17 protein-coding genes are annotated in these 20,829 nt (G+C 33.7%); 12 read left to right on the plus strand and 5 right to left on the minus strand.

The features are described from left to right. Positions 1 to 28 precede the first annotated feature (28 nt). Positions 29 to 1,381 carry a carboxylesterase family protein gene (locus tag IDG66_RS01055; protein WP_000700927.1) on the minus strand — a complete coding sequence of 451 codons (1,353 nt, stop codon included), beginning with the start codon at positions 1,379 to 1,381 and terminating at the stop codon, positions 29 to 31. A 306-nt stretch (positions 1,382 to 1,687) separates the two neighbouring features. Further along, positions 1,688 to 3,325 (minus strand): APC family permease, encoded by a 1,638-nt coding sequence (locus IDG66_RS01060; protein WP_001030712.1) that lies wholly within the window; start codon positions 3,323 to 3,325, stop codon positions 1,688 to 1,690. Between the two features lie 179 nt (positions 3,326 to 3,504). Here IDG66_RS01060 and IDG66_RS01065 point away from each other — a divergent pair, with 179 nt between their 5' ends. From IDG66_RS01065 to IDG66_RS01110, 10 genes are all read left to right on the plus strand, one after another. Further along, positions 3,505 to 4,104, plus strand: a complete 600-nt coding sequence (locus tag IDG66_RS01065) for a YdeI/OmpD-associated family protein (protein ID WP_001291515.1) — start codon at positions 3,505 to 3,507, stop codon at positions 4,102 to 4,104. Between the two features lie 3 nt (positions 4,105 to 4,107). Further along, positions 4,108 to 4,248 carry a hypothetical protein gene (locus IDG66_RS01070; RefSeq protein ID WP_001793329.1) on the plus strand — a complete coding sequence of 47 codons (141 nt, stop codon included), beginning with the start codon at positions 4,108 to 4,110 and terminating at the stop codon, positions 4,246 to 4,248. 79 nt (positions 4,249 to 4,327) lie between these two features. Continuing rightward, positions 4,328 to 4,447, plus strand: a complete 120-nt coding sequence (locus IDG66_RS01075; protein ID WP_031893170.1) for a hypothetical protein — start codon at positions 4,328 to 4,330, stop codon at positions 4,445 to 4,447. A 326-nt stretch (positions 4,448 to 4,773) separates the two neighbouring features. Then, on the plus strand, positions 4,774 to 6,000 hold the full coding sequence (locus IDG66_RS01080; RefSeq protein ID WP_000948991.1) for a betaine/proline/choline family ABC transporter ATP-binding protein: 1,227 nt from the start codon (positions 4,774 to 4,776) through the stop codon (positions 5,998 to 6,000). After that, positions 5,997 to 6,632, plus strand: coding sequence for an ABC transporter permease (locus IDG66_RS01085; protein WP_000569113.1), 636 nt, complete (start codon positions 5,997 to 5,999; stop codon positions 6,630 to 6,632). Before IDG66_RS01080 ends, IDG66_RS01085 begins: the two co-directional genes overlap by 4 nt. 16 nt (positions 6,633 to 6,648) lie before the next feature. After that, positions 6,649 to 7,590 carry an osmoprotectant ABC transporter substrate-binding protein gene (locus tag IDG66_RS01090; RefSeq protein WP_103143703.1) on the plus strand — a complete coding sequence of 314 codons (942 nt, stop codon included), beginning with the start codon at positions 6,649 to 6,651 and terminating at the stop codon, positions 7,588 to 7,590. Further along, positions 7,590 to 8,285, plus strand: a complete 696-nt coding sequence (locus tag IDG66_RS01095) for an ABC transporter permease (RefSeq protein WP_000398941.1) — start codon at positions 7,590 to 7,592, stop codon at positions 8,283 to 8,285. The genes IDG66_RS01090 and IDG66_RS01095 overlap by 1 nt, the downstream gene beginning before the upstream one ends. A gap of 293 nt (positions 8,286 to 8,578) precedes the next feature. Further along, positions 8,579 to 9,979, plus strand: a complete 1,401-nt coding sequence (locus IDG66_RS01100) for an MFS transporter (RefSeq protein WP_000381268.1) — start codon at positions 8,579 to 8,581, stop codon at positions 9,977 to 9,979. A gap of 225 nt (positions 9,980 to 10,204) precedes the next feature. Further along, complete coding sequence (locus IDG66_RS01105; RefSeq protein WP_000684055.1) at positions 10,205 to 11,140, plus strand: 2-dehydropantoate 2-reductase; 936 nt, start codon at positions 10,205 to 10,207, stop codon at positions 11,138 to 11,140. 321 nt (positions 11,141 to 11,461) lie between these two features. Continuing rightward, positions 11,462 to 12,313, plus strand: coding sequence for an NAD-dependent epimerase/dehydratase family protein (locus IDG66_RS01110; RefSeq protein ID WP_000034506.1), 852 nt, complete (start codon positions 11,462 to 11,464; stop codon positions 12,311 to 12,313). A gap of 91 nt (positions 12,314 to 12,404) precedes the next feature. Here the strand turns inward: IDG66_RS01110 and IDG66_RS01115 are convergent, their stop codons facing one another. Then, positions 12,405 to 13,901 carry a serine hydrolase domain-containing protein gene (locus IDG66_RS01115; RefSeq protein ID WP_000208556.1) on the minus strand — a complete coding sequence of 499 codons (1,497 nt, stop codon included), beginning with the start codon at positions 13,899 to 13,901 and terminating at the stop codon, positions 12,405 to 12,407. A 231-nt stretch (positions 13,902 to 14,132) separates the two neighbouring features. On the opposite strand from IDG66_RS01115, the gene IDG66_RS01120 reads away from it, so the two are divergent. After that, on the plus strand, positions 14,133 to 15,962 hold the full coding sequence (locus IDG66_RS01120) for an APC family permease (RefSeq protein WP_000483052.1): 1,830 nt from the start codon (positions 14,133 to 14,135) through the stop codon (positions 15,960 to 15,962). Between the two features lie 139 nt (positions 15,963 to 16,101). Here IDG66_RS01120 and IDG66_RS01125 read toward each other — a convergent pair whose 3' ends face one another. Further along, complete coding sequence (locus IDG66_RS01125) at positions 16,102 to 18,180, minus strand: cation:proton antiporter (RefSeq protein ID WP_001185692.1); 2,079 nt, start codon at positions 18,178 to 18,180, stop codon at positions 16,102 to 16,104. Positions 18,181 to 18,317: 137 nt separating this feature from the next. Next, positions 18,318 to 19,727 carry an amino acid permease gene (locus IDG66_RS01130; RefSeq protein ID WP_000101538.1) on the minus strand — a complete coding sequence of 470 codons (1,410 nt, stop codon included), beginning with the start codon at positions 19,725 to 19,727 and terminating at the stop codon, positions 18,318 to 18,320. A 285-nt stretch (positions 19,728 to 20,012) separates the two neighbouring features. On the opposite strand from IDG66_RS01130, the gene IDG66_RS01135 reads away from it, so the two are divergent. Further along, the gene (locus IDG66_RS01135; RefSeq protein WP_000690199.1) at positions 20,013 to 20,819 is read left to right on the plus strand and encodes a metallophosphoesterase; all 807 of its coding nucleotides are present in this window, start codon (positions 20,013 to 20,015) and stop codon (positions 20,817 to 20,819) included. Positions 20,820 to 20,829: the final 10 nt, after the last annotated feature.

Here is a 20,829-nt window from a genome sequence, read left to right on the forward strand (position 1 = left end):
CAGGTGTGCTTTTTTAGATGCGATAACGTTATTGATATGTGCGATAATAGCGACGTTCATTATGATACATCGGCCAAGGCATTTTACCGCTTTTAGCAAAATTAGCTAAATCATTTTGCATTTGTCGACTTAAAAATTTAAGGTGAGCAGTTGTTGGATATTGATGTGCTGCTAATATTTGTAAGTTTCCGAACCAAAACACCATATCTAGAATATGGTAAGCACTGCGATAGTGTGCGCTAGAAGTATCATGCCATGCAAATTCAGCAAGCCATAGTTGTGCGTTTGAATCTTGTATATTGAGTTGTTGTAAAAATTGCTTCATCGGCTGTTTGAAATAACAATGTGTAATCGCTAAAGATTGTTGCTTCGCCGTCTGAACATCTTCGTATTTTAAAGGAATATCATTTAATTCCATAATGTCGATAAAGCGTTGCGGCGATAATTTTTTCTGTTCACTAGTAATATAAATATCGCCTTCATCTTTTGTATAACATGCAAAAATTGGTTTCGTTGTTGGATAATTATTTTGTATATAATCTGTTTTAATAGGCGCATATATTAAATCAAGCCCTTTAGAAGGTCCTCGAGATTGTTTTAGCTTCGCCATCAGCATAAGAATATCATCTGTCGATAATGATGTAACATCATCTGTATCTAAATAATCGAGCATCAATTTTTGGAAATATTGTGCTTTATTGCGTGCACTCTTAAGGGTGTCTAATCGTAGTGCGCCACTTAGTAGAACGACTTTATGGAAGTATGGCTCAATGTCAGGTATTTTAAGTAAAGTCAAAATGCTCATACTGCCTGCAGACTGACCCATTAAAGTAATGTTATTAGCGTCGCCACCGAAGGATTCAATAAATTGATGCACCCATTTTATGACATTGATTTGATCTGAAAGGCCATTATTGGAATGAAAACCTTTATTAAAATATGACCAGTCTAAATATCCTAATGCGCCTAAACGATAATTGCATGTAATAACGATAATGTCGTTATTTTGTACTAAATGTGCCGGTTGATAGAGTTCGGCTGTACCATGACCATTTTCAAAACTACCACCATAAAAATAAATGATGACAGGTTTCTTCGTCTGATCATTATGTTGTTTCCAAATATTTAGATATAAACAGTCTTCATGTTCAGTAAAAGTTGTAGATTGTGAGGAGAAAAAATCTTCTAATTTGTTGTCTGGTTGCGGTGGGATGGGTTGTATTTCAGTTGCATCAATTGGCTCTGACCATTGTGTTTTTAACGTAGAATGTTTAAAGCGATTGTCATGAACTGGTGGTTCTGCATAAGGAATGCCTAAGAAGATATCTAAACCATCTTGTGTAATACCATGAATTTGACCACCTGTAGTATTAATCTTCATATTTATTAACCTCCTTTATCATCCCCAATTTAATCATACCACGGTCTATAGATGATAGGTGACAAGTATAACAAGACAATTTTGTGACTGAATCAGACGAGTTTGATATCTGTTTTAACTCAAACCATTTTCAGCATTATATGATGTTCTTCTACAGTGACATTTCATTACAATATCACTCTCGCCATCTTGTTATGTTAGTTATTTATAACCGATTTTCAAAATAAAAAACCAACCAAGATGTTGAAATCAATGGTTGGTTAATGTGTGTGTTGAAATCATATATGGCACTGTATTTTAAAATATTTAATGAGATGACTTTGATTCATTATTTAGTGACTCACGCATCTTCGTATTGATTCGTGTTGCGCGACGGAAATAGACGCTTTCAAATGAACTCGTTGTACCGATGTAATAGAATATAAGCGCCACAACAATAATAACGATAAAGTCAAATGGATAGTGAATCATATTTAAGCCTTTAAATTCTTTGCTTCCTATAAATGACAGTATTGATAGCACGATTAAATATACAATAATCCATAAGCTACCACCAATTTGTTTCTTTGTATTACGCCAATTCATACGGTATTCATAGAAGAAGTAGATTGGTAATCCAAGTATAATGATTAAAATAACTTCAGCCGTTGTTGGCCACATTGCCCAATATATAGCTAATGAAGCTAATACAAATGATAATGGTGCCATTACTTTTAAAATTTTTGCTCTAAATGGACGAGTCATTGTTGGTCCCATTTTTCTTAATGCAATCACTGTCGTTGGGCCAGTTAAATAGGCTACTAAAGTTGCAGTAGAAATAACTGCTGCTAGCGTACCCCAATCTCTAAATAATGTAACCATAATCATACTAATGATGGCATTAAAGATGATTGCTACACGTGGGATATGATATTTTTCATTCATCTTCCCAAGAAATTTAGGGATATGTCCATTTTTCTCCATTGCTCGTAAAACTCGACCTGTAACGGCGACAAATGACACGCCAGTACCGAATGGTGATACAAAAGCTTCAATATATAGTAAAATTGCGAGCCAATTAATTCCTAATAAGATAGCTAAATCAGCAAATGGTGAATTGAAGTTGATGCCATTCCATCCACTATGTTGTAACATTGATTGAGGCATAGAAGTGATAAACGTACTTTGTAAAATGATGTACAACACTGCACTGATTGACAGTGAGATAGCGATGCCTCTTGCGATATTTTTTTCAGGATTTTTAATTTCTGAACCCATATTAATAATTGTCTGGAATGAATTGAATGAAAAAATAATCCCTGATGCTGTTGTTGCAGCAAAAATCGGTGCACTTCCGTAAGGCATAAATGTGCTTGCCGAATGGCCGTAATTTGAAGTGTCGAATCCTGATAGCATCAACATGATGATGGTTAACATGGGTACGCCTAATTTAAATACAGAAATTAAACTCGTAAATGATGTTAAAAGTTTTACGGACCAATAGTTTAATAATGAAAAAATAACAATGATGAGATATACAGCTAGCAATCCGTATGTGCTAATAGAGCCATTTTCCATTAAATATCTCATTGGTTTCGCCCAATGCCACGGCCAAGAACTCATATATTGAACAGCTGACACAGCTTCGATAGGTATTATTGTCACCAAAGACACCCAATTCGCCCAAGCAGCAATAAAGCCTAATAATGAGCCATGTGTATACTGGGCATAGTTACTCATGCCACCTGATTGAGGAAACATTGTGCCGATTTCAATGTAGTTATAGGCAATGGTTCCAATGACTAGGAATCCAAGAACCCATGATATGATTGCTGCTGGTCCAGCTATTGATGATGCTTCCCACGCACCAAATAGCCAACCAGATCCTATTAAAGAGCCTAACCCTAATAAGACTAATTGGGATAGATTGATTTTGTCGTTGTGCAATTGCTTGTCTTTATTCATAAATACTCCTTCGTTATTGCCAAAAATACAAAAAATAATATGCGACAATTATACGCTTATTATAATAATAGTCAAATGCATTTTTTGTAAGAACGCAAAAGCATTTGTAAAATTAGTTTTTTATAAAATTAGGATATATAATACAATGTGTATTGAAAAACAAAATGGAAGTGATGACTATGAGTGAGAAACAATCAAATGAACAAGTTGAAGCATTTTTAAATAAAGAGAGTCAATGGCAAGAAGAATATAAATATTTGAGAGCGTTAATCTTTAATGAAACAGAATTAGAGGAAGCGTATAAATGGATGCATCCTTGTTACACGTTGAATAATAAAAATGTAGTACTTATCCATGGCTTCAAAAATTATGTTGCACTATTATTTCATAAAGGTGCCATTTTGGAGGATAAATATCATACACTCATTCAACAGACTGAAAAGGTGCAAGCAGCTCGTCAGTTACGATTTGAAAATTTAACAGAGATTCAAGCACGTAGCGAAGAAATTAAATATTATCTAGCTGAAGCAATTAAAGCTGAAAAAGCTGGTAAAAAAGTTGAAATGAAGAAAACAGAGGAATATGTTATTCCTAAAGAGTTAGAAGCTAAGTTCGAAGAAATGCCACAGTTAGAGTCTTCATTTTATAAATTAACGCCAGGCAGACAACATCAATATATATATCATATTGGACAAGCTAAACGCAGTGAAACAAGACAAAAGCGTGTTGAAAAGTATATTAACCAAATACTAGAAGGTAAAGGGATGCATGATAAGTAATTAATGAGTAAAGCATACCGGTTATACAACAACATACAAGATGACACGAAACAACCAATGGCTCATGCTGTTGGTTGTTTTTTTAGGTGTGCCTGTCATGGGCAACACTTTGACGTTGGAATTCCGTTACAAGCTTGGGAGTAGGAAATGTTAGCAAAAGGCAAGGGTGTCTACAATGAATGATGAAAATATTAAAATATAAGGATGACTTTGTGAGTGGCTGATGGACGTTTGTCCGCCTGTAACAATGGATGCGTGTGCATTATTACAAAAATTCGAGTTTTGCAATAATATTTCACATTTCCGACACTTTTTTGCTATAAAACAACCATTTGAGCGATAATAAATTCGCTTTTAAAAAATATGAGTTATCTATTTAGTTGCCAAAGATAAAATAATAATGTTTAATAACATCATATAGAGTATGTTAGTTTTAAATGTCGAATATACGAATGTGCAAACAAAGTAATCGGTAGAAATTCAACATACATAGCGCCGTTTACTGTTAAGTATTCACATTACAGATGAAAAATATAAAATTCTACATAATCAAGACCATGATGTGTACTTGTTTAACTTATGACTCTATTTGTTTAACAATTGCGATGATGGTCTTTTTATTTTATGCGTATCATTCGTCATATTTTTTATGAGGAAGGAGAAATGATTATGTTAAGTATTAAGCATTTAACGAAAATTTATTCTGGTAATAAAAAGGCAGTAGATGACATCTCTTTAGATATTCAATCTGGGGAATTTATCGCATTTATTGGAACCAGTGGAAGTGGTAAAACGACTGCTTTAAGAATGATAAACCGTATGATTGAAGCGACAGAAGGACAAATTGAAATTGATGGTAAAGATGTTCGGAGTATGAATCCTGTCGAATTGCGTCGAAGCATTGGTTATGTTATTCAACAAATTGGGTTAATGCCTCATATGACGATTAAAGAGAATATTGTATTGGTACCCAAATTGTTGAAATGGACTAAAGAAGAAAAGGATAAACGTGCAAAGGAATTAATTAAACTTGTGGATTTACCGGAGTCATTTTTAGAGCGTTATCCAGCAGAACTATCAGGTGGGCAACAACAACGTATCGGTGTCGTAAGAGCACTTGCGGCCGAACAAGATATTATTTTAATGGATGAACCTTTTGGTGCATTGGATCCTATTACGAGAGATACGTTACAAGATTTAGTTAAAACGTTACAACGAAAATTAGGCAAGACGTTTATCTTTGTAACACATGATATGGATGAAGCGATTAAATTAGCAGACAAAATTTGTATTATGTCAGAAGGTAAGGTGGTGCAATTTGATACACCAGACAATATTTTAAGACATCCCGCAAATGATTTTGTACGTGATTTTATAGGACAAAATAGACTGATTCAAGACCGTCCCAATGACAAGACTGTAGAAGGTGTAATGATTAAACCAATCACGATACAGGCAGAAGCAACACTGAATGACGCCGTTCATATTATGAGACAAAAACGTGTTGATACTATTTTTGTCGTTGATAGTGACAACCATTTACTTGGATTCTTAGACATTGAGGATATTAATCAAGGTATACGAGGACACAAAACTTTGCGTGATATGATGCAACAACATATTTATACCGTTCAAATTGATTCGAAATTGCAAGATTCTGTACGCACGATTTTAAAAAGAAATATCAGAAATGTTCCTGTTGTAGATGATCAACAGCGTTTAGTAGGACTGATTACGCGTGCCAATGTTGTTGATATTGTATATGACACGATTTGGGGCGATAGTGAGGATACAGTGCAAGCAGAACATGTGGGGGAAGACACTGCGTCCTCAAAAGTGCATGAGCAACACACTACTAATGTCAAAGTACGTGACATAGGAGATGATAAATCATGATTGAGTTCCTACATGAACATGGTGGACAGTTGATGTCGAAAACACTGGAACATTTTTATATTTCTATAGTGGCATTATTACTTGCCATCATTGTTGCAGTACCTATAGGCATTTTATTATCAAAAACAAAGCGAACTGCCAATATTATATTAACTGTGGCAGGTGTCTTACAAACTATTCCAACACTAGCTGTACTTGCTATTATGATACCGATTTTTGGTGTTGGTAAAACGCCTGCAATTGTAGCGCTATTTATTTATGTATTATTACCTATTTTAAATAACACGGTACTCGGTGTTCAAAATATTGATAGCAACATTAAAGAAGCTGGAAAAAGTATGGGAATGACACAATTTCAATTGATGAAGGATGTTGAATTGCCGTTAGCATTACCGCTTATCATTGGTGGCATTCGTTTGTCGTCTGTGTATGTAATTAGTTGGGCTACACTTGCAAGTTATGTAGGTGCGGGTGGATTAGGTGATTTCATTTTCAATGGTTTAAATTTATATGATCCACTGATGATTGTAACTGCAACGGTACTCGTTACTGCACTAGCATTAGGTGTTGATGCCTTATTAGCTTTAGTTGAAAAATGGGTAGTTCCCAAAGGCTTAAAAGTATCTGGATAATTAGGAGGCTAAGATAATGAAGAAAATTAAATATATACTTGTCGTGTTTGTCTTATCGCTTACCGTATTATCTGGATGTAGTTTGCCCGGACTAAGTAGTAAGAGCACGAAAAATGATGTCAAAATTACAGCATTATCAACAAGCGAATCGCAAATTATTTCACATATGTTACGGTTGTTAATAGAGCATGATACACATGGTAAGATAAAGCCAACATTAGTAAATAATTTAGGGTCAAGTACGATTCAACATAATGCCTTAATTAATGGGGATGCTAATATATCAGGTGTTAGATATAATGGCACAGATTTAACGGGAGCTTTGAAGGAAGCACCAATTAAAGATCCTAAGAAAGCAATGATAGCCACACAACAAGGATTTAAAAAGAAATTTGATCAAACGTTTTTTGATTCGTATGGTTTTGCGAATACGTATGCATTCATGGTAACGAAGGAAACTGCTAAAAAATATCATTTAGAGACAGTTTCAGATTTAGCAAAGCATAGTAAAGATTTACGTTTAGGTATGGATAGTTCATGGATGAATCGTAAAGGCGATGGCTATGAAGGATTTAAAAAAGAGTATGGTTTCGACTTTGGTACAGTGAGACCAATGCAAATAGGTCTAGTCTACGACGCATTAAACTCAGAGAAGTTAGACGTTGCATTAGGTTATTCTACAGATGGTCGAATTGCCGCGTATGATTTGAAAGTACTTAAAGATGATAAACAATTTTTCCCACCTTATGCTGCGAGTGCTGTTGCAACAAATGAATTATTACGCCAACACCCAGAACTTAAAACGACGATTAATAAGTTGACAGGAAAGATTTCAACTTCAGAGATGCAGCGCTTGAATTATGAAGCGGATGGTAAAGGTAAAGAACCTGCTGTCGTCGCAGAAGAATTTTTGAAAAAACACCACTATTTTGATAAACAGAAAGGTGGTCATAAGTAATGGAAGGTAATTTATTACAGCAATTATTCAATTATTATGTTACGAACTTTGGCTATCTATGGGATTTATTTTTCAAACACTTATTAATGTCTGTCTATGGTGTGCTGTTTGCAGCTTTAATTGGTATTCCATTGGGAATCTTGCTTGCAAGATACACAAAACTTTCTGGATTTGTAATTACAATTGCAAATATAATTCAAACAGTTCCAGTCATTGCAATGTTAGCTATTTTAATGTTAGTCATGGGCTTAGGTTCAGAAACAGTAGTTTTAACAGTGTTTTTATATGCGTTACTTCCAATTATAAAAAACACTTATACTGGTATAGCTAGTGTTGATGCGAATATTAAGGATGCTGGCAAAGGTATGGGAATGACACGCAATCAAGTGCTACGAATGATTGAATTACCGTTATCTGTTTCGGTTATTATCGGTGGCATTCGTATTGCCTTGGTTGTTGCGATAGGTGTTGTTGCCGTTGGATCATTTATAGGAGCACCTACGCTTGGTGACATTGTGATTCGTGGTACAAATGCGACGGATGGCACAACGTTTATTTTAGCAGGTGCGATTCCGATTGCTATCATTGCAATCGTCATTGATGTACTATTAAGATTTTTAGAAAAACGATTAGACCCAACAACACGACATCGTAAAAATCAATCTAATCATCGGCCGCAAAGTATTAATATGTAATAGTAGAAGATGTTTATAATTTAGCGATTTCGTTTCATGATTTATAAAAAATGAGGCTACTCAAGGAGCTCAAATAATCTTTGAGTAGCCTTTTTATAGGTTGTGTTTGTATGCGTTTACACTAAAATAGCAATTATTATCATGAAAGTTTTTGGATAAAAAGCGTTAATTATTGTAAAAATGCTAAAAAATGAGATGTTTTATTTATAATTTTCTGCAAATTTATGATATTGTTTCTTAATATATCATATTAAAAATTTGTTTTTCTTAAACATAGGAGGCTTATCTAATTCATGGACACATCAAAACAATTTAGAGGTGACAACCGATTGCTTTTGGGTATCGTTTTAGGGGTTATTACCTTTTGGCTATTCGCGCAGTCACTTGTTAATCTTGTTGTCCCATTACAATCAACATATAGTAGTGACGTTGGAACGATAAATATCGCTGTTAGCTTATCTGCCTTATTTGCTGGTTTGTTTATCGTAGGTGCTGGTGATGTTGCTGATAAATTTGGTCGCGTCAAAATTACTTATGTAGGATTGATATTAAATGTTGTAGGTTCATTACTCATCATCATTACACCTTTGCCAGCATTTTTAATTATAGGTAGAATAATTCAAGGTTTGTCTGCAGCATGTATTATGCCATCAACACTTGCTATTATTAACGAATATTATATTGGTACAAGAAGACAACGTGCCTTAAGCTATTGGTCTATTGGTTCTTGGGGTGGTAGTGGTATTTGTACGTTGTTTGGTGGCTTAATGGCTACATATATAGGTTGGCGTTCAATATTTGTTGTTTCAATTCTATTAACATTATTAGCAATGTACTTAATCAAACATGCACCTGAGACTAAAGCAGAACCAATCAAAGGTATGAAAGCAGAAGCTAAAAAGTTTGACGTTATTGGTTTAGTCATTTTAGTAGTGACGATGTTAAGTTTAAATGTAATCATCACACAGACGTCTCATTTTGGTTTAGTTTCACCGTTAATTCTAGGTTTAATTGTTGTGTTTATCTGTTCATTAGTTGGTTTTGTATATTACGAAAATAAAATAAAGCATCCACTTGTTGATTTTTCAATTTTTAAAAATAGAGGATACAGTGGTGCAACTATTTCAAACTTCTTATTAAATGGTGTAGCAGGTGGTGCACTTATCGTCATTAACACGTATTATCAACAACAATTAGGATTTAATTCTTCGCAAACGGGTTATATTTCATTAACGTATTTAATAGCAGTGTTGTCAATGATTCGTGTAGGTGAAAAGATTTTATCTCAACATGGTCCGAAGCGCCCACTATTACTAGGAAGTGGCTTTACAGTGATTGGGTTAATCTTATTGTCGTTAACATTTTTACCAGAAATGTGGTATATCGTATCTAGTATAGTTGGATATTTATTGTTTGGTACTGGTTTAGGATTATATGCTACACCATCAACTGATACAGCAGTTGCTAGTGCGCCAGATGATAAGTCGGGTGTTGCTTCAGGTGTGTATAAAATGGCGTCATCATTAGGAAATGCATTTGGAGTAGCAGTATCTGGTACGGTTTATACTGTGTTAGCAGCTAATTTAAATTTGAACTTAGGTGGTTTCACAGGTATGATGTTTAATACCTTGCTAGCAATTGTTGCATTTTTAGTCATTTTACTATTAGTTCCTAAAAATCAAACGAATTTGTAAAACTGAAATGAAAGCAAGTTATTATGTACGGATTTTAAAGGAAATTTTGTGAAAGTAAGTTTATCATACACACTTAATGTTACGTATTGACGTTTAATGTTAGGTGTGTTCTTTTATAGACGATAAAAGCTGTGTGCATATTAAGCGAATGATTTTCAAATTGACGCTAATATGCGAAAGTAGTATTTTTAAAATGAACAACAACGATGAAGAGGGGTTTATAGGATGAAAATTGCAATTGCTGGATCGGGTGCATTAGGTAGTGGCTTTGGTGCCAAACTATTTCAAGCAGGATATGATGTCACACTTATTGACGGATATACATCTCATGTTGAAGCGGTTAAGCAACATGGATTAAATATAACGATTAATGGAGAGGCATTCGAGTTAAACATTCCGATGTATCATTTTAATGATCAACCGGACGAAAGCATTTACGATGTTGTCTTTCTATTTCCAAAGTCTATGCAATTAAAAGAAGTGATGGAAGATATGAAGCCACATATTGATAATGAAACGATCGTCGTATGTACGATGAATGGTCTGAAGCATGAAGAAGTCATTGCGCAGTATGTTGCTCAATCACAAATTGTCAGAGGTGTTACGACTTGGACGGCAGGTCTTGAAAGCCCTGGACACAGTCATTTACTTGGTAGTGGACCAGTTGAAATAGGTGAACTAGTGGATGAAGGTAAAGAAAATGTTATAAAAGTTGCTGATTTACTTAACGAAGCGGAATTGAATGGTGTCATTAGTAAAGATTTATACCAATCGATTTGGAAAAAGATTTGTGTTAATGGTACGGCAAATGCATTAAGCACAGTGTTGGAGTGTAATATGGCATCGCTGAATGAAAGTAGTTATGCGAAGTGTTTGATTTATAAATTAACGCAAGAAATAGTGCATGTAGCGACGATTGATAATGTTCATTTAAATGTTGATGAAGTATTTGAATATTTAGTTGATTTAAATGAAAAAGTTGGTGCGCATTATCCATCCATGTATCAAGATTTAATTGTTAATAATAGAAAAACTGAAATTGATTATATTAATGACGCAGTTGCAACATTGGGTAAACAACGTCATATTGAAGCGCCAGTCAATCGCTTTATTACTGATTTAATTCATACTAAAGAAAGTCAGCGACACGCACAGGATTAATTGGTGTTTTAGGTATGATTACAAGGAAATGACAATCACGTGATATTACGGTCATTATTAAGATTGAAATGTAATAAATAAAGAACAGCAGTAAGGTACTTTCAAATTGAAATGATCTTGGTGCTGTTTTTCTTGATTGATTTTCGTCATAATTCAGATTTGTCATAGGTCTACGACATACTATTAGTATTTACTAGACAGTTTTTACGACGACACTTTGAAAAATTTTGAGGCAAATCATTTGGAAGTCTCACGTGAATTTTGTAAACTCATCAAGCAAGTAATTATATTAAAAAGACAAATAGAGAAAAGGTGTTTATAATGAGTAAAATTTTTGTAACTGGTGCAACGGGCCTTATTGGCATTAAATTAGTTCAAAGACTAAAAGAAGAGGGGCATGAGGTTGCTGGTTTTACTACATCTGAGAATGGTCAACAAAAGCTAGCTGCTGTTAATGTAAAAGCATATATTGGTGATATATTAAAAGCTGATACTATTGATCAAGCGTTAGCAGATTTTAAACCAGAAATCATTATCAACCAAATTACGGATTTAAAAAATGTTGATATGGCAGCAAATACGAAAGTACGTATTGAAGGTTCTAAAAACTTAATTGATGCGGCGAAAAAGCATGACGTTAAGAAAGTAATTGCCCAAAGTATTGCCTTTATGTATGAACCTGGCGAAGGATTAGCAAATGAGGAAACTTCACTTGATTTTAACTCAACTGGTGATAGAAAAGTAACGGTTGATGGTGTGGTTGGTCTAGAAGAAGAAACGGCTCGTATGGATGAATACGTTGTTTTACGTTTTGGTTGGTTATATGGCCCAGGTACTTGGTACGGAAAAGATGGCATGATTTATAATCAATTTATGGATGGTCAAGTGACACTTTCAGATGGCGTAACATCATTTGTGCATCTTGATGATGCAGTTGAAACATCTATTCAAGCTATTCATTTTGAAAATGGTATCTATAATGTAGCAGATGATGCACCTGTTAAAGGTTCTGAATTTGCAGAATGGTATAAAGAACAACTTGGTGTTGAACCAAATATTGATATTCAACCTGCGCAACCATTTGAACGTGGCGTAAGCAATGAGAAGTTTAAAGCGCAAGGTGGTACTCTGATTTATAAAACTTGGAAAGACGGCATGAATCCAATTAAATAATAATTTATCCGTTTAATATACAAAGAATAAAGACTTGGTCGAATCGTGGATGATATATTATCAAACGCACGGCTCGAACAAGTCTTTTTTATTATGTCTTCGTTATCTTTGTATGAAGGAATAACAGAATTACAATTAATGTACTGAATAATGCAATTAATGTTGTGATTAGTGCTAATTTAATTTCTATTGGTAGCCAAGTCAGTACAAAAGACCAATTATTGCTACCGAGAATGAGATATGGTAATGCATATAATATGAGCGCTATAGCGATACATAAACATAAAGTTAGCCAACTCAATACAGCAATCCGTTTTGATCTACGCAAAAGAATTTGACCATGGCGCATTTGCCAAGCACGATAAGCTGAGAATATAAATGCTAATAAAATAAGTGTTGTCATCAAAACGGTAACAATATTAAATTGGTCTTTATATTGATTGAGTATAGACGCAACCGTCGAATATCGCTTGTGATTTACAATTTGTGTATTAAGATGCTCAACTAATTTGGGTACATATTCCGAATTTAGATTTGCAAGCACAACAATTCCATAATTTTGTTTTGGATTTAGTAAAATAAATGATGAAAAGTTATCGAGCGTTCCTGAATGAAACACTAAATGTTCATCATTATTGGTAAACCAGCCCGAAGCATATGCATTGGCATTAGGTTCACCAATTGTTGATGATAAATTTTTATGTGATTGTTGAACTAATGATTTGTATTTATCAGGTGGATTAAGTTGGAATTTTATCCAATGTTCCAAATCTTCAGTTGATGTCATCATATATGCTGATGGTGTATCCCAAAGGTTAAATTCAGGTTTAGAGACGACAGGTGTCGAACCTTGTAATTCGTAGCCAATAGCATCATGTTTTGATTTGTAATTTGTTTGTTTAAATGTCGTGTGTTTCATTTGAAGTGGTTTAAGCCAATGGTCTGTTATATATTGCGTATATGATTGCTTTGTGACATTTTGGATAATTAAACCTAATAAATCATAGTTCATATTTGAGTATTCAAATTCTTCTCCGGGCTTATGATGTAATTCATCACCCATAATTGCACGGGTTACATCATTTAAACGATTATTTTTATTTGTTACGGCGTCTTCGCTTGTAATATCACTAGGTATACCACTTGTTTGAGCCAAAAGTTGCTTAATCGTAATAGTTTCATTTTGACCATTATAGTTCATTTTAAAATGAGGCACATGTTTGGATACGGCATCATTTAAGTTTAATCGACCTTCTTGAGCTAATTTTAAAATTGCAAGACCTGTGAAAGCTTTCGTATTAGAAGCAATTTCATACTTTGTTGTGGGAGAAGCTTTGACTTTTTTATCAACATCTTGATAACCATAACCTTTATTTAAAAAAACTTTGCCATTTTTTACTATTAAAATTGATGCTCCAGGAATGTGTCCCTTTTGTAAATCATGCTCGATAATTGTATCTATTTGTTGTTGCGAATCATTGGTTAACCGTGTCTTCGTATTGCTATTTAATGTTATATGTATAGCAATTGAAATGGCGACTAAAATGATAATAGAAATGGATAGAAAATACAGTTTTTTAGTAGTCATAAACGTTCCTTTTTATATGTTAAATTTACTTAAGTGCCTAATGAGATTTATTTTATTATACCAGTTCTATTGAATAAATTAATTAAAGAGGTATATTTACCATTATTTTTGACACCTTATATGTTAATAGGTGTATAATTACATAAAAAATATTAATTAACTCTCTATACTTTTTGGAAAGATAGGCGTATAGTGATATCCATCAAAAACTATAAAAAGGAATAGGAGATTATGTTCAATCAATTTAAAAGACTTATTATAGGGCAACCTAAAAAAAACAGAGAACTAAAAGACGAAAAGATATCGAAGTTTAAAGGGTTAGCGATTCTTTCGTCGGATGCATTATCTTCAGTGGCTTACGGTCCCGAACAAATACTGATTACATTATCAGTAGTGGGTGCAGTTGCAACTTGGTATACTTTACCGATTGCAGGTGCTGTTCTGATCTTATTAGCTGCTTTAATTATGTCTTATAGGCAAATTATTTATGCATATCCTAAAGGTGGCGGCGCGTATATGGTGTCCAAGACCAATTTAGGAGAAAAATGGGGATTGCTTGCAGGAGGCTCATTATTAGTCGATTACATACTGACTGTCGCTGTTAGTATATCATCTGGTGCTGATGCATTTGTTGCTGCATTCCCAAGTTTATATGGGCATAAAGTACTGATTGCATGTTTACTTGTACTTTTTATTTTAATATTAAATTTACGTGGTTTAACTGAATCTGCCACCGTATTATCCTATCCAGTATATCTTTTCATTATAGGGTTAGTGATATTAATATTTATAGGTACTTTCCGTGTGGCGACAGGAGATATTCAACCACATATGCATGCATCAGTAGGAACTGCGGTTCCTGGAGTAACATTATTCTTGCTATTAAAAGCATTTTCATCAGGGGCTTCATCATTAACAGGTGTTGAAGCTATTTCAAATGCGGTAACCAATTTTAGAGAACCAAGTGCTAATAATGCTGTAAAAACGTTAATTGCTATGGGTTCAATTTTAGCGTTTTTATTAGTTGGTATCGTTGGTTTAGCATATGTTTATGGAATTATGCCACAAACGGAAACGACAGTTTTATCACAATTAGCTATGCAAATATTTGGTGATAATGCTGCCTTCTATTTTGTACAGGCAACGACCGTGATGATTTTGGTATTAGCAGCCAACACTGGATTTACAGCTTTTCCGATGTTAGCGGCTTCAATGTCTAAAGATAAATATATGCCTAGAATGTTTACTGTTAGAGGTGATCGCTTAGGCTACTCTAACTCGATTATTATTTTAGGTGTATTAGCCATTATTTTAATTATTGTATTTGATGGTATGACTGAAGATTTAATTCCATTGTATGCGGTTGGTGTATTCATTCCATTTACACTAGCACAATTCGGTATGGTTATTAAATGGATTCATGAACGTCCTAAGAATTGGTTAAGTAAGTTGTCTGTGAACTTACTAGGTGGTATCGTGACATTTATTGTTTTTATGATTTTACTCATAACTAAATTTAGCCAAGTATGGCCGATACTTATTTTCTTGCCGTTCGTGGTGATTTTCTTCTTGAAAATTAACAAACATTATCGAGATATCGCAGAACAATTACGTTCTGACATTGATGTTCTTAATGTGGACGTGGTAGATCGTAATTTAGCAATTGTGCCGATAACAAGTATTACAACAGCAGTTGATAAGTCTATTTATTACGCACAAATGCTTGCGAATAATGATGTCATAGCAGTACATGTATCATTTGGAGATGAAGATGAAAAAGCATTCCAAGAGAAATGGAAACGTCATTTCCCAGATGTAAGATTAGTTATTTTACATTCGGAATATCGCAGTATTATACGACCAATTTCACGTTTTATCGATAAGATTAATCGTAAAGCAAACGATCAAAACTATATGATTACAGTAGTGATACCAGAATTTATTACTAAGAAACGTTGGCATAATTTATTACACAATCAAACTAGTTTGCGTATGAAATTGTATTTAATTTATCAAAAGAATGTTAACGTATGTACAATTCCATTTAAACTTAAAAAATAGATTCTATAATCAAATCGGATTGATGAAAGGTTATTTACTTTTCATCAATCCGATTTTTTGATGTTGAATATAAAAACCCCGTACATATGAGATGATAATGACTTTGTCTCATATGTACGGGGGTATTGTTATGTCTTGCTTAATGTTTGGACTGTAAAGACAAGACAATTTCGTTGTAATTGATATTTTCTCGAATTTGAGCTGCAACGATATTGTTGATTTTATTTTTGCGAATTAATTCATCTAAAAGATGACGTTGTAAGTACAATGCTTCCAATTTGTGGTTATGGAACATAGCTTGCGGTATGATTTGATTGCTGTTTTCTTGACGTTCTTTTCGACGTTGTGCACGCCACTTTAATGAGCGACTCATATCATAGTAATGATTAATGACTAAGCTAACCTCAAGTACATTTGTACTATTTTGTTCTTCTTTTAAGCGTAAAATAATATTGTGATTCACAATACGCATAATTTTTTGAACATCTTTGAATGAATTTTCAAATTCTTGCTTCTTAGATTCTTTATTTAAGGCTTTGTAGTGCTTCATCGCTTTAAGTCTAAGCCATAACATCTTGAAGAAGTTTGCAAATTTTTCAACAAATGATGCAGTACGGTGTGTCTCTGTTAATTCGACAATATTGCGGTAATTATTAATATCCTGATATGTTGCCTTACCTTTATCAATTAAACGCTCAAGTGTAGATGTTTCGATTACTTTTGCAATATCTTCTAAACGTTTGAGTTCTTTTGTATTTTGATTATCAGGTTCTGAATTTAATAAAAATAACAATTCTCCATAGTATTGGTTTAATACTGGGCGATAATTTGTATCGTTTTTGTCTTTTTTACTTTCGTTTTTAAAATGCTGGATCACTTTTTGAACAATGAAAATTTTGGCAGATTGATAAGTCATACCTTTAAAAGTAGTATCTTCGGCAGATGGTGTAATTAAAGGTAAAACAATTTGCGCTAAGATTAAACTAATTAATACCATGAAAGATGCAATAAACAATAAATCATTACGGTATTCGAATGCTTGTCCTTTTGTAATGATAAATGGTAATGTAAGTGCCATTGAAAGTGAAATTGTACCGTGAATACCACACATGGTCATAATAAATGCGTAACGCACACGAGAAGGTGGTGTTTCATGTGAATCATGTTCCTCGTCTAGATAAGATTGTATATTTTTCGGGAAATAAAAATCTTTGTACCAGAAATAAACCCAAACAAATCGACATGCATAAATTGCAATAGCGATTAATATAGTGATCACTATTAAAAATGAAAAGTTGTCAGGCTCTGTTTGGAAAATATCTATGACTACAGTAGGAATCATAAAACCTAATACAACAAATACAAAACCATTTAAGGCATAACTAAATGTGTTCCAAATTTGATGGTAATTCATTTGTAGTTCCGTTTGTGCTCTAATTAAACGGTCGCGTTCTAAACCATGGATTAGACCTGCGATTACAACTGCAATGATACCTGAAGCATGAACTTCTTCTGCTAAAAAGTATACGACAAAAGGAGTTAATAATTGAATAAAAGTTAAGGTATTGTTATCTTTTAAACCTTTATTAGCGGTTAAGTCTATACGTATTCTAACGACAACGAATCCAATAATTGCACCAATAAGTACACCTAGTATTGTTGAAATGATAAATTGTTCAACAGCTTGGAATAATGAAAAGGTACCAGTTACTAATGCAGTAACAGCAATTTTAAATGAAATGATACCTGCTGCATCATTGAGTAAAGATTCACCTTCTAAAATCGTCATAGAACCTTTAGGTAATAATTTTCCGCGTGTAATAGCAGATACTGCTACTGCATCTGTAGGACATAAAATTGCTGCTATTGCAAAAGCGGCTGGCATTGGTAAGGCAGGCCAAATCCAATGTATAAAATAGCCAACACCGACTACAGTTGCAAACACTAGTGCCATTGACATTAATAGTATAGGTTTACGATATTCTAATAATTTTGTTCGAGAGACGTGGGTACCTTCCACAAAAAGTAGTGGCGCGATAACGGCAAACATAAATACTTCAGAATTGAATTGGAAATCAACTTGTATTGGAATAATGAAAATAACGACACCTAATGCAATTTGAATAAAGGCAGTAGGAATTTGCGGGAATCGATTATTGATAACCGAACTAATAATCACAGCAAAAATAAAAATTAAAAATGCTTCTAATAGTGCCATACAATACTCCTCAAAATTTTAATAGTTAATATTTTATCACTTTTAAGGCATAATGACATAGATATATTGATAAAATGAAGTTATTTTCAAAAAAACTCTAGTATCGGTTGAACTGATACTAGAGCGAGATGTTTAAATTATTGATTGTCATATCTGAAATGACCGCTGTCATTTTGTCGTTGTTCATATGCGAGTTTTTCAGCATTCGTTTTGTATTTTTTATAAAAGAAAAATAAAAATATAAACCAGAACGGCGAAATATAAATAGCTGCTCTTGTTTCGTCACTAAAGAATAATAAAATGAATACAAAGAAGAAGAACGCTAGAATAATGTAAGCAATAGGCTTGCCACCAATCAACTTAAATTTACTGTTTTTATGTGCCTCAGGATGCTTTTTCAAATACATTAGATAAGCGACAATAATCATTGCCCAAACAACTAAAAACAACACAGTTGATAACGTTGTAACGTATATGAATAGTTGAATTGCATTAGGGAAAATGTAGTTTAACAAGGCTGCTATAAGTAATGCAATTGATGAAACTAACATTGATAAATAAGGCACGCCATGACTATTCGTTTTATTTAAAACTTTAGGACCTAACCCTTGTTGTGACAGTCCGAATAAGATACGACTATTCGAATAGATACCACTATTTGTAGCAGAGGCCGCGGCAGTTAGCACGACAAAGTTAACGACACCTGCTGCAAATGGCACACCGATTAATGTAAAGAGTTTAACGAAAGGGCTACTATTTGGATCGATATCATTCCAAGGTATGACTGACATAATTACTAATAGACCACCGATATAGAATAATAAAATACGGATAGGTACATTATTAATTGCTTTCGGTAAGGTTTTTTCAGGATCTTTCGTTTCACCAGCAGTTACACCTATAAGTTCAATACCAATGAATGAATATACAGCAATTTGGAATGACATTAAGAAACCAAATGTTCCTCCAGGGAACATGCCACCGTGACTGATTAAGTTTGTGAATGATGCATGTCCATAATGTGTTTTAAATGAGAAAAAGATTAATACAAGACCAACGATAACCATCGCAATAATTGTGACAACTTTAATAATAGAGAACCAAAACTCCAGTTCACCAAATAATCTGGCACCTAATAAGTTGAAGCTAATCAAGATTAAAACAATAAATAGCACGGTAATCCAATTTGGGACTTGGGGATACCAAAATGCAAAGTATTGTCCCATCGCAGTTAGGTCTGACATACTTGATACAATCCAACATAACCAGTAAGTCCAGCCAATGACAAAGCCACCAAAAGGGCCTAAATATTCATTTGCAATATCAACAAATGAATTAAATCTTGTATTGCTCAACAACAATTCGCCTAATGCGCGCATAAAAGCGAATAGTACAACCCCAATAATCATGTATGTGAATAACAGTGATGGACCAGTTAAAGATATTGTTTGACCTGATCCTAGGAATAACCCAGTTCCAATTGCGCCCCCAATTGCTATCAATTGGATGTGTCTGTTATTCAACTCTCTATGCAATTTTCTTGCCATAATTTTCCTCCTCAGGATAAAGCAAATAAAAAAGTTGTGTGTAAGCGTTTTCTTAATTATAAATACTAAAGAAATCCATTTAATAAAGCAATTATTTTTTTAAATATAAGAAAAAACATTTGATAGGTAAGGGTATGATAACTAAAACTTATCGATTTTTTGAAAAGATATAAGTTTTTATGCAAAAATATAAAATAATCATCTAAATGAAGCAGTTAACTATATATATTAGATAAGCTATGGCATAATAAATAACATTTTAATTTGAGTAAAGAAGGTATGGGTATGAAGATAGGGACAATCGCCGATTTACATATTGATCGTCATAATAAAAAAACATCCGAAGATTACTTAGAGGCATTGGTTGAAATAGTTAAGTATAAGAAATTGGATATATTGTTGATTGCGGGAGATATCTCAAATCATTATCAATTGACGCACCAATTTATAACGCAATTGACAAAACAATTAGATATACCTGTGAAATTTGTTCCTGGAAACCATGATTTATGGGAAGTTGAAAGTATGACTACGCAAGACATTTGGAATAATTATAAGAGCATGTCACAGTGCTTGGTAGGAAAACCATTTATAGTAAATGAAGAATGGGCAATAATAGGACATACAGGTTGGTATGATTATAGCTTTGCAGCACAACGATTTTCATTAGAACATTTACAAAAAGGGAAACATTATGGTGCGACTTGGCAAGATAAAGAACGAATATCTTGGGGCATATCAGATCAAAATTTATCTAAAATAGCGGCTGAACAAGTGAAGAAAGATATATTAGAAGTAGGAAATAGACGAGTGATTTTAGTCACACATGTTGTGACGCACCCTGATTTCATTGTTCCTATGCCGCATCGTATATTCGATTTTTATAATGCATTTATTGGGACAAGTGATTTCAATCCTTTGTATGCGATGTTCGATATACCATATAGTATTATGGGCCATGTTCATTTTCGTAAAAGTGTGATAGATGATGGCAGATGTTATCTCTGTCCGTGTCTAGGCTATCCAAGACAATGGCGTTCAGAAGATATTTACCAGGAAATAAATGAGACGATACAAATAATAGAAATTTAAAATGCGCAAA

Origin of the sequence: Staphylococcus sp. EG-SA-18 (assembly GCF_017151825.1) — a bacterium.
GTDB lineage: Bacteria > Bacillota > Bacilli > Staphylococcales > Staphylococcaceae > Staphylococcus > Staphylococcus aureus.

Coding starts and splice junctions, on each gene's coding strand:
- IDG66_RS01055 (WP_000700927.1), bottom strand. CDS start 1,381: ATGAAGATTAATACTACAGGTGGTCAAATTCATGGTATTACACAAGAT.
- IDG66_RS01060 (WP_001030712.1), bottom strand. CDS start 3,325: ATGAATAAAGACAAGCAATTGCACAACGACAAAATCAATCTATCCCAA.
- IDG66_RS01065 (WP_001291515.1), top strand. CDS start 3,505: ATGAGTGAGAAACAATCAAATGAACAAGTTGAAGCATTTTTAAATAAA.
- IDG66_RS01070 (WP_001793329.1), top strand. CDS start 4,108: ATGAGTAAAGCATACCGGTTATACAACAACATACAAGATGACACGAAA.
- IDG66_RS01075 (WP_031893170.1), top strand. CDS start 4,328: ATGGACGTTTGTCCGCCTGTAACAATGGATGCGTGTGCATTATTACAA.
- IDG66_RS01080 (WP_000948991.1), top strand. CDS start 4,774: ATGTTAAGTATTAAGCATTTAACGAAAATTTATTCTGGTAATAAAAAG.
- IDG66_RS01085 (WP_000569113.1), top strand. CDS start 5,997: ATGATTGAGTTCCTACATGAACATGGTGGACAGTTGATGTCGAAAACA.
- IDG66_RS01090 (WP_103143703.1), top strand. CDS start 6,649: ATGAAGAAAATTAAATATATACTTGTCGTGTTTGTCTTATCGCTTACC.
- IDG66_RS01095 (WP_000398941.1), top strand. CDS start 7,590: ATGGAAGGTAATTTATTACAGCAATTATTCAATTATTATGTTACGAAC.
- IDG66_RS01100 (WP_000381268.1), top strand. CDS start 8,579: ATGGACACATCAAAACAATTTAGAGGTGACAACCGATTGCTTTTGGGT.
- IDG66_RS01105 (WP_000684055.1), top strand. CDS start 10,205: ATGAAAATTGCAATTGCTGGATCGGGTGCATTAGGTAGTGGCTTTGGT.
- IDG66_RS01110 (WP_000034506.1), top strand. CDS start 11,462: ATGAGTAAAATTTTTGTAACTGGTGCAACGGGCCTTATTGGCATTAAA.
- IDG66_RS01115 (WP_000208556.1), bottom strand. CDS start 13,901: ATGACTACTAAAAAACTGTATTTTCTATCCATTTCTATTATCATTTTA.
- IDG66_RS01120 (WP_000483052.1), top strand. CDS start 14,133: ATGTTCAATCAATTTAAAAGACTTATTATAGGGCAACCTAAAAAAAAC.
- IDG66_RS01125 (WP_001185692.1), bottom strand. CDS start 18,180: ATGGCACTATTAGAAGCATTTTTAATTTTTATTTTTGCTGTGATTATT.
- IDG66_RS01130 (WP_000101538.1), bottom strand. CDS start 19,727: ATGGCAAGAAAATTGCATAGAGAGTTGAATAACAGACACATCCAATTG.
- IDG66_RS01135 (WP_000690199.1), top strand. CDS start 20,013: ATGAAGATAGGGACAATCGCCGATTTACATATTGATCGTCATAATAAA.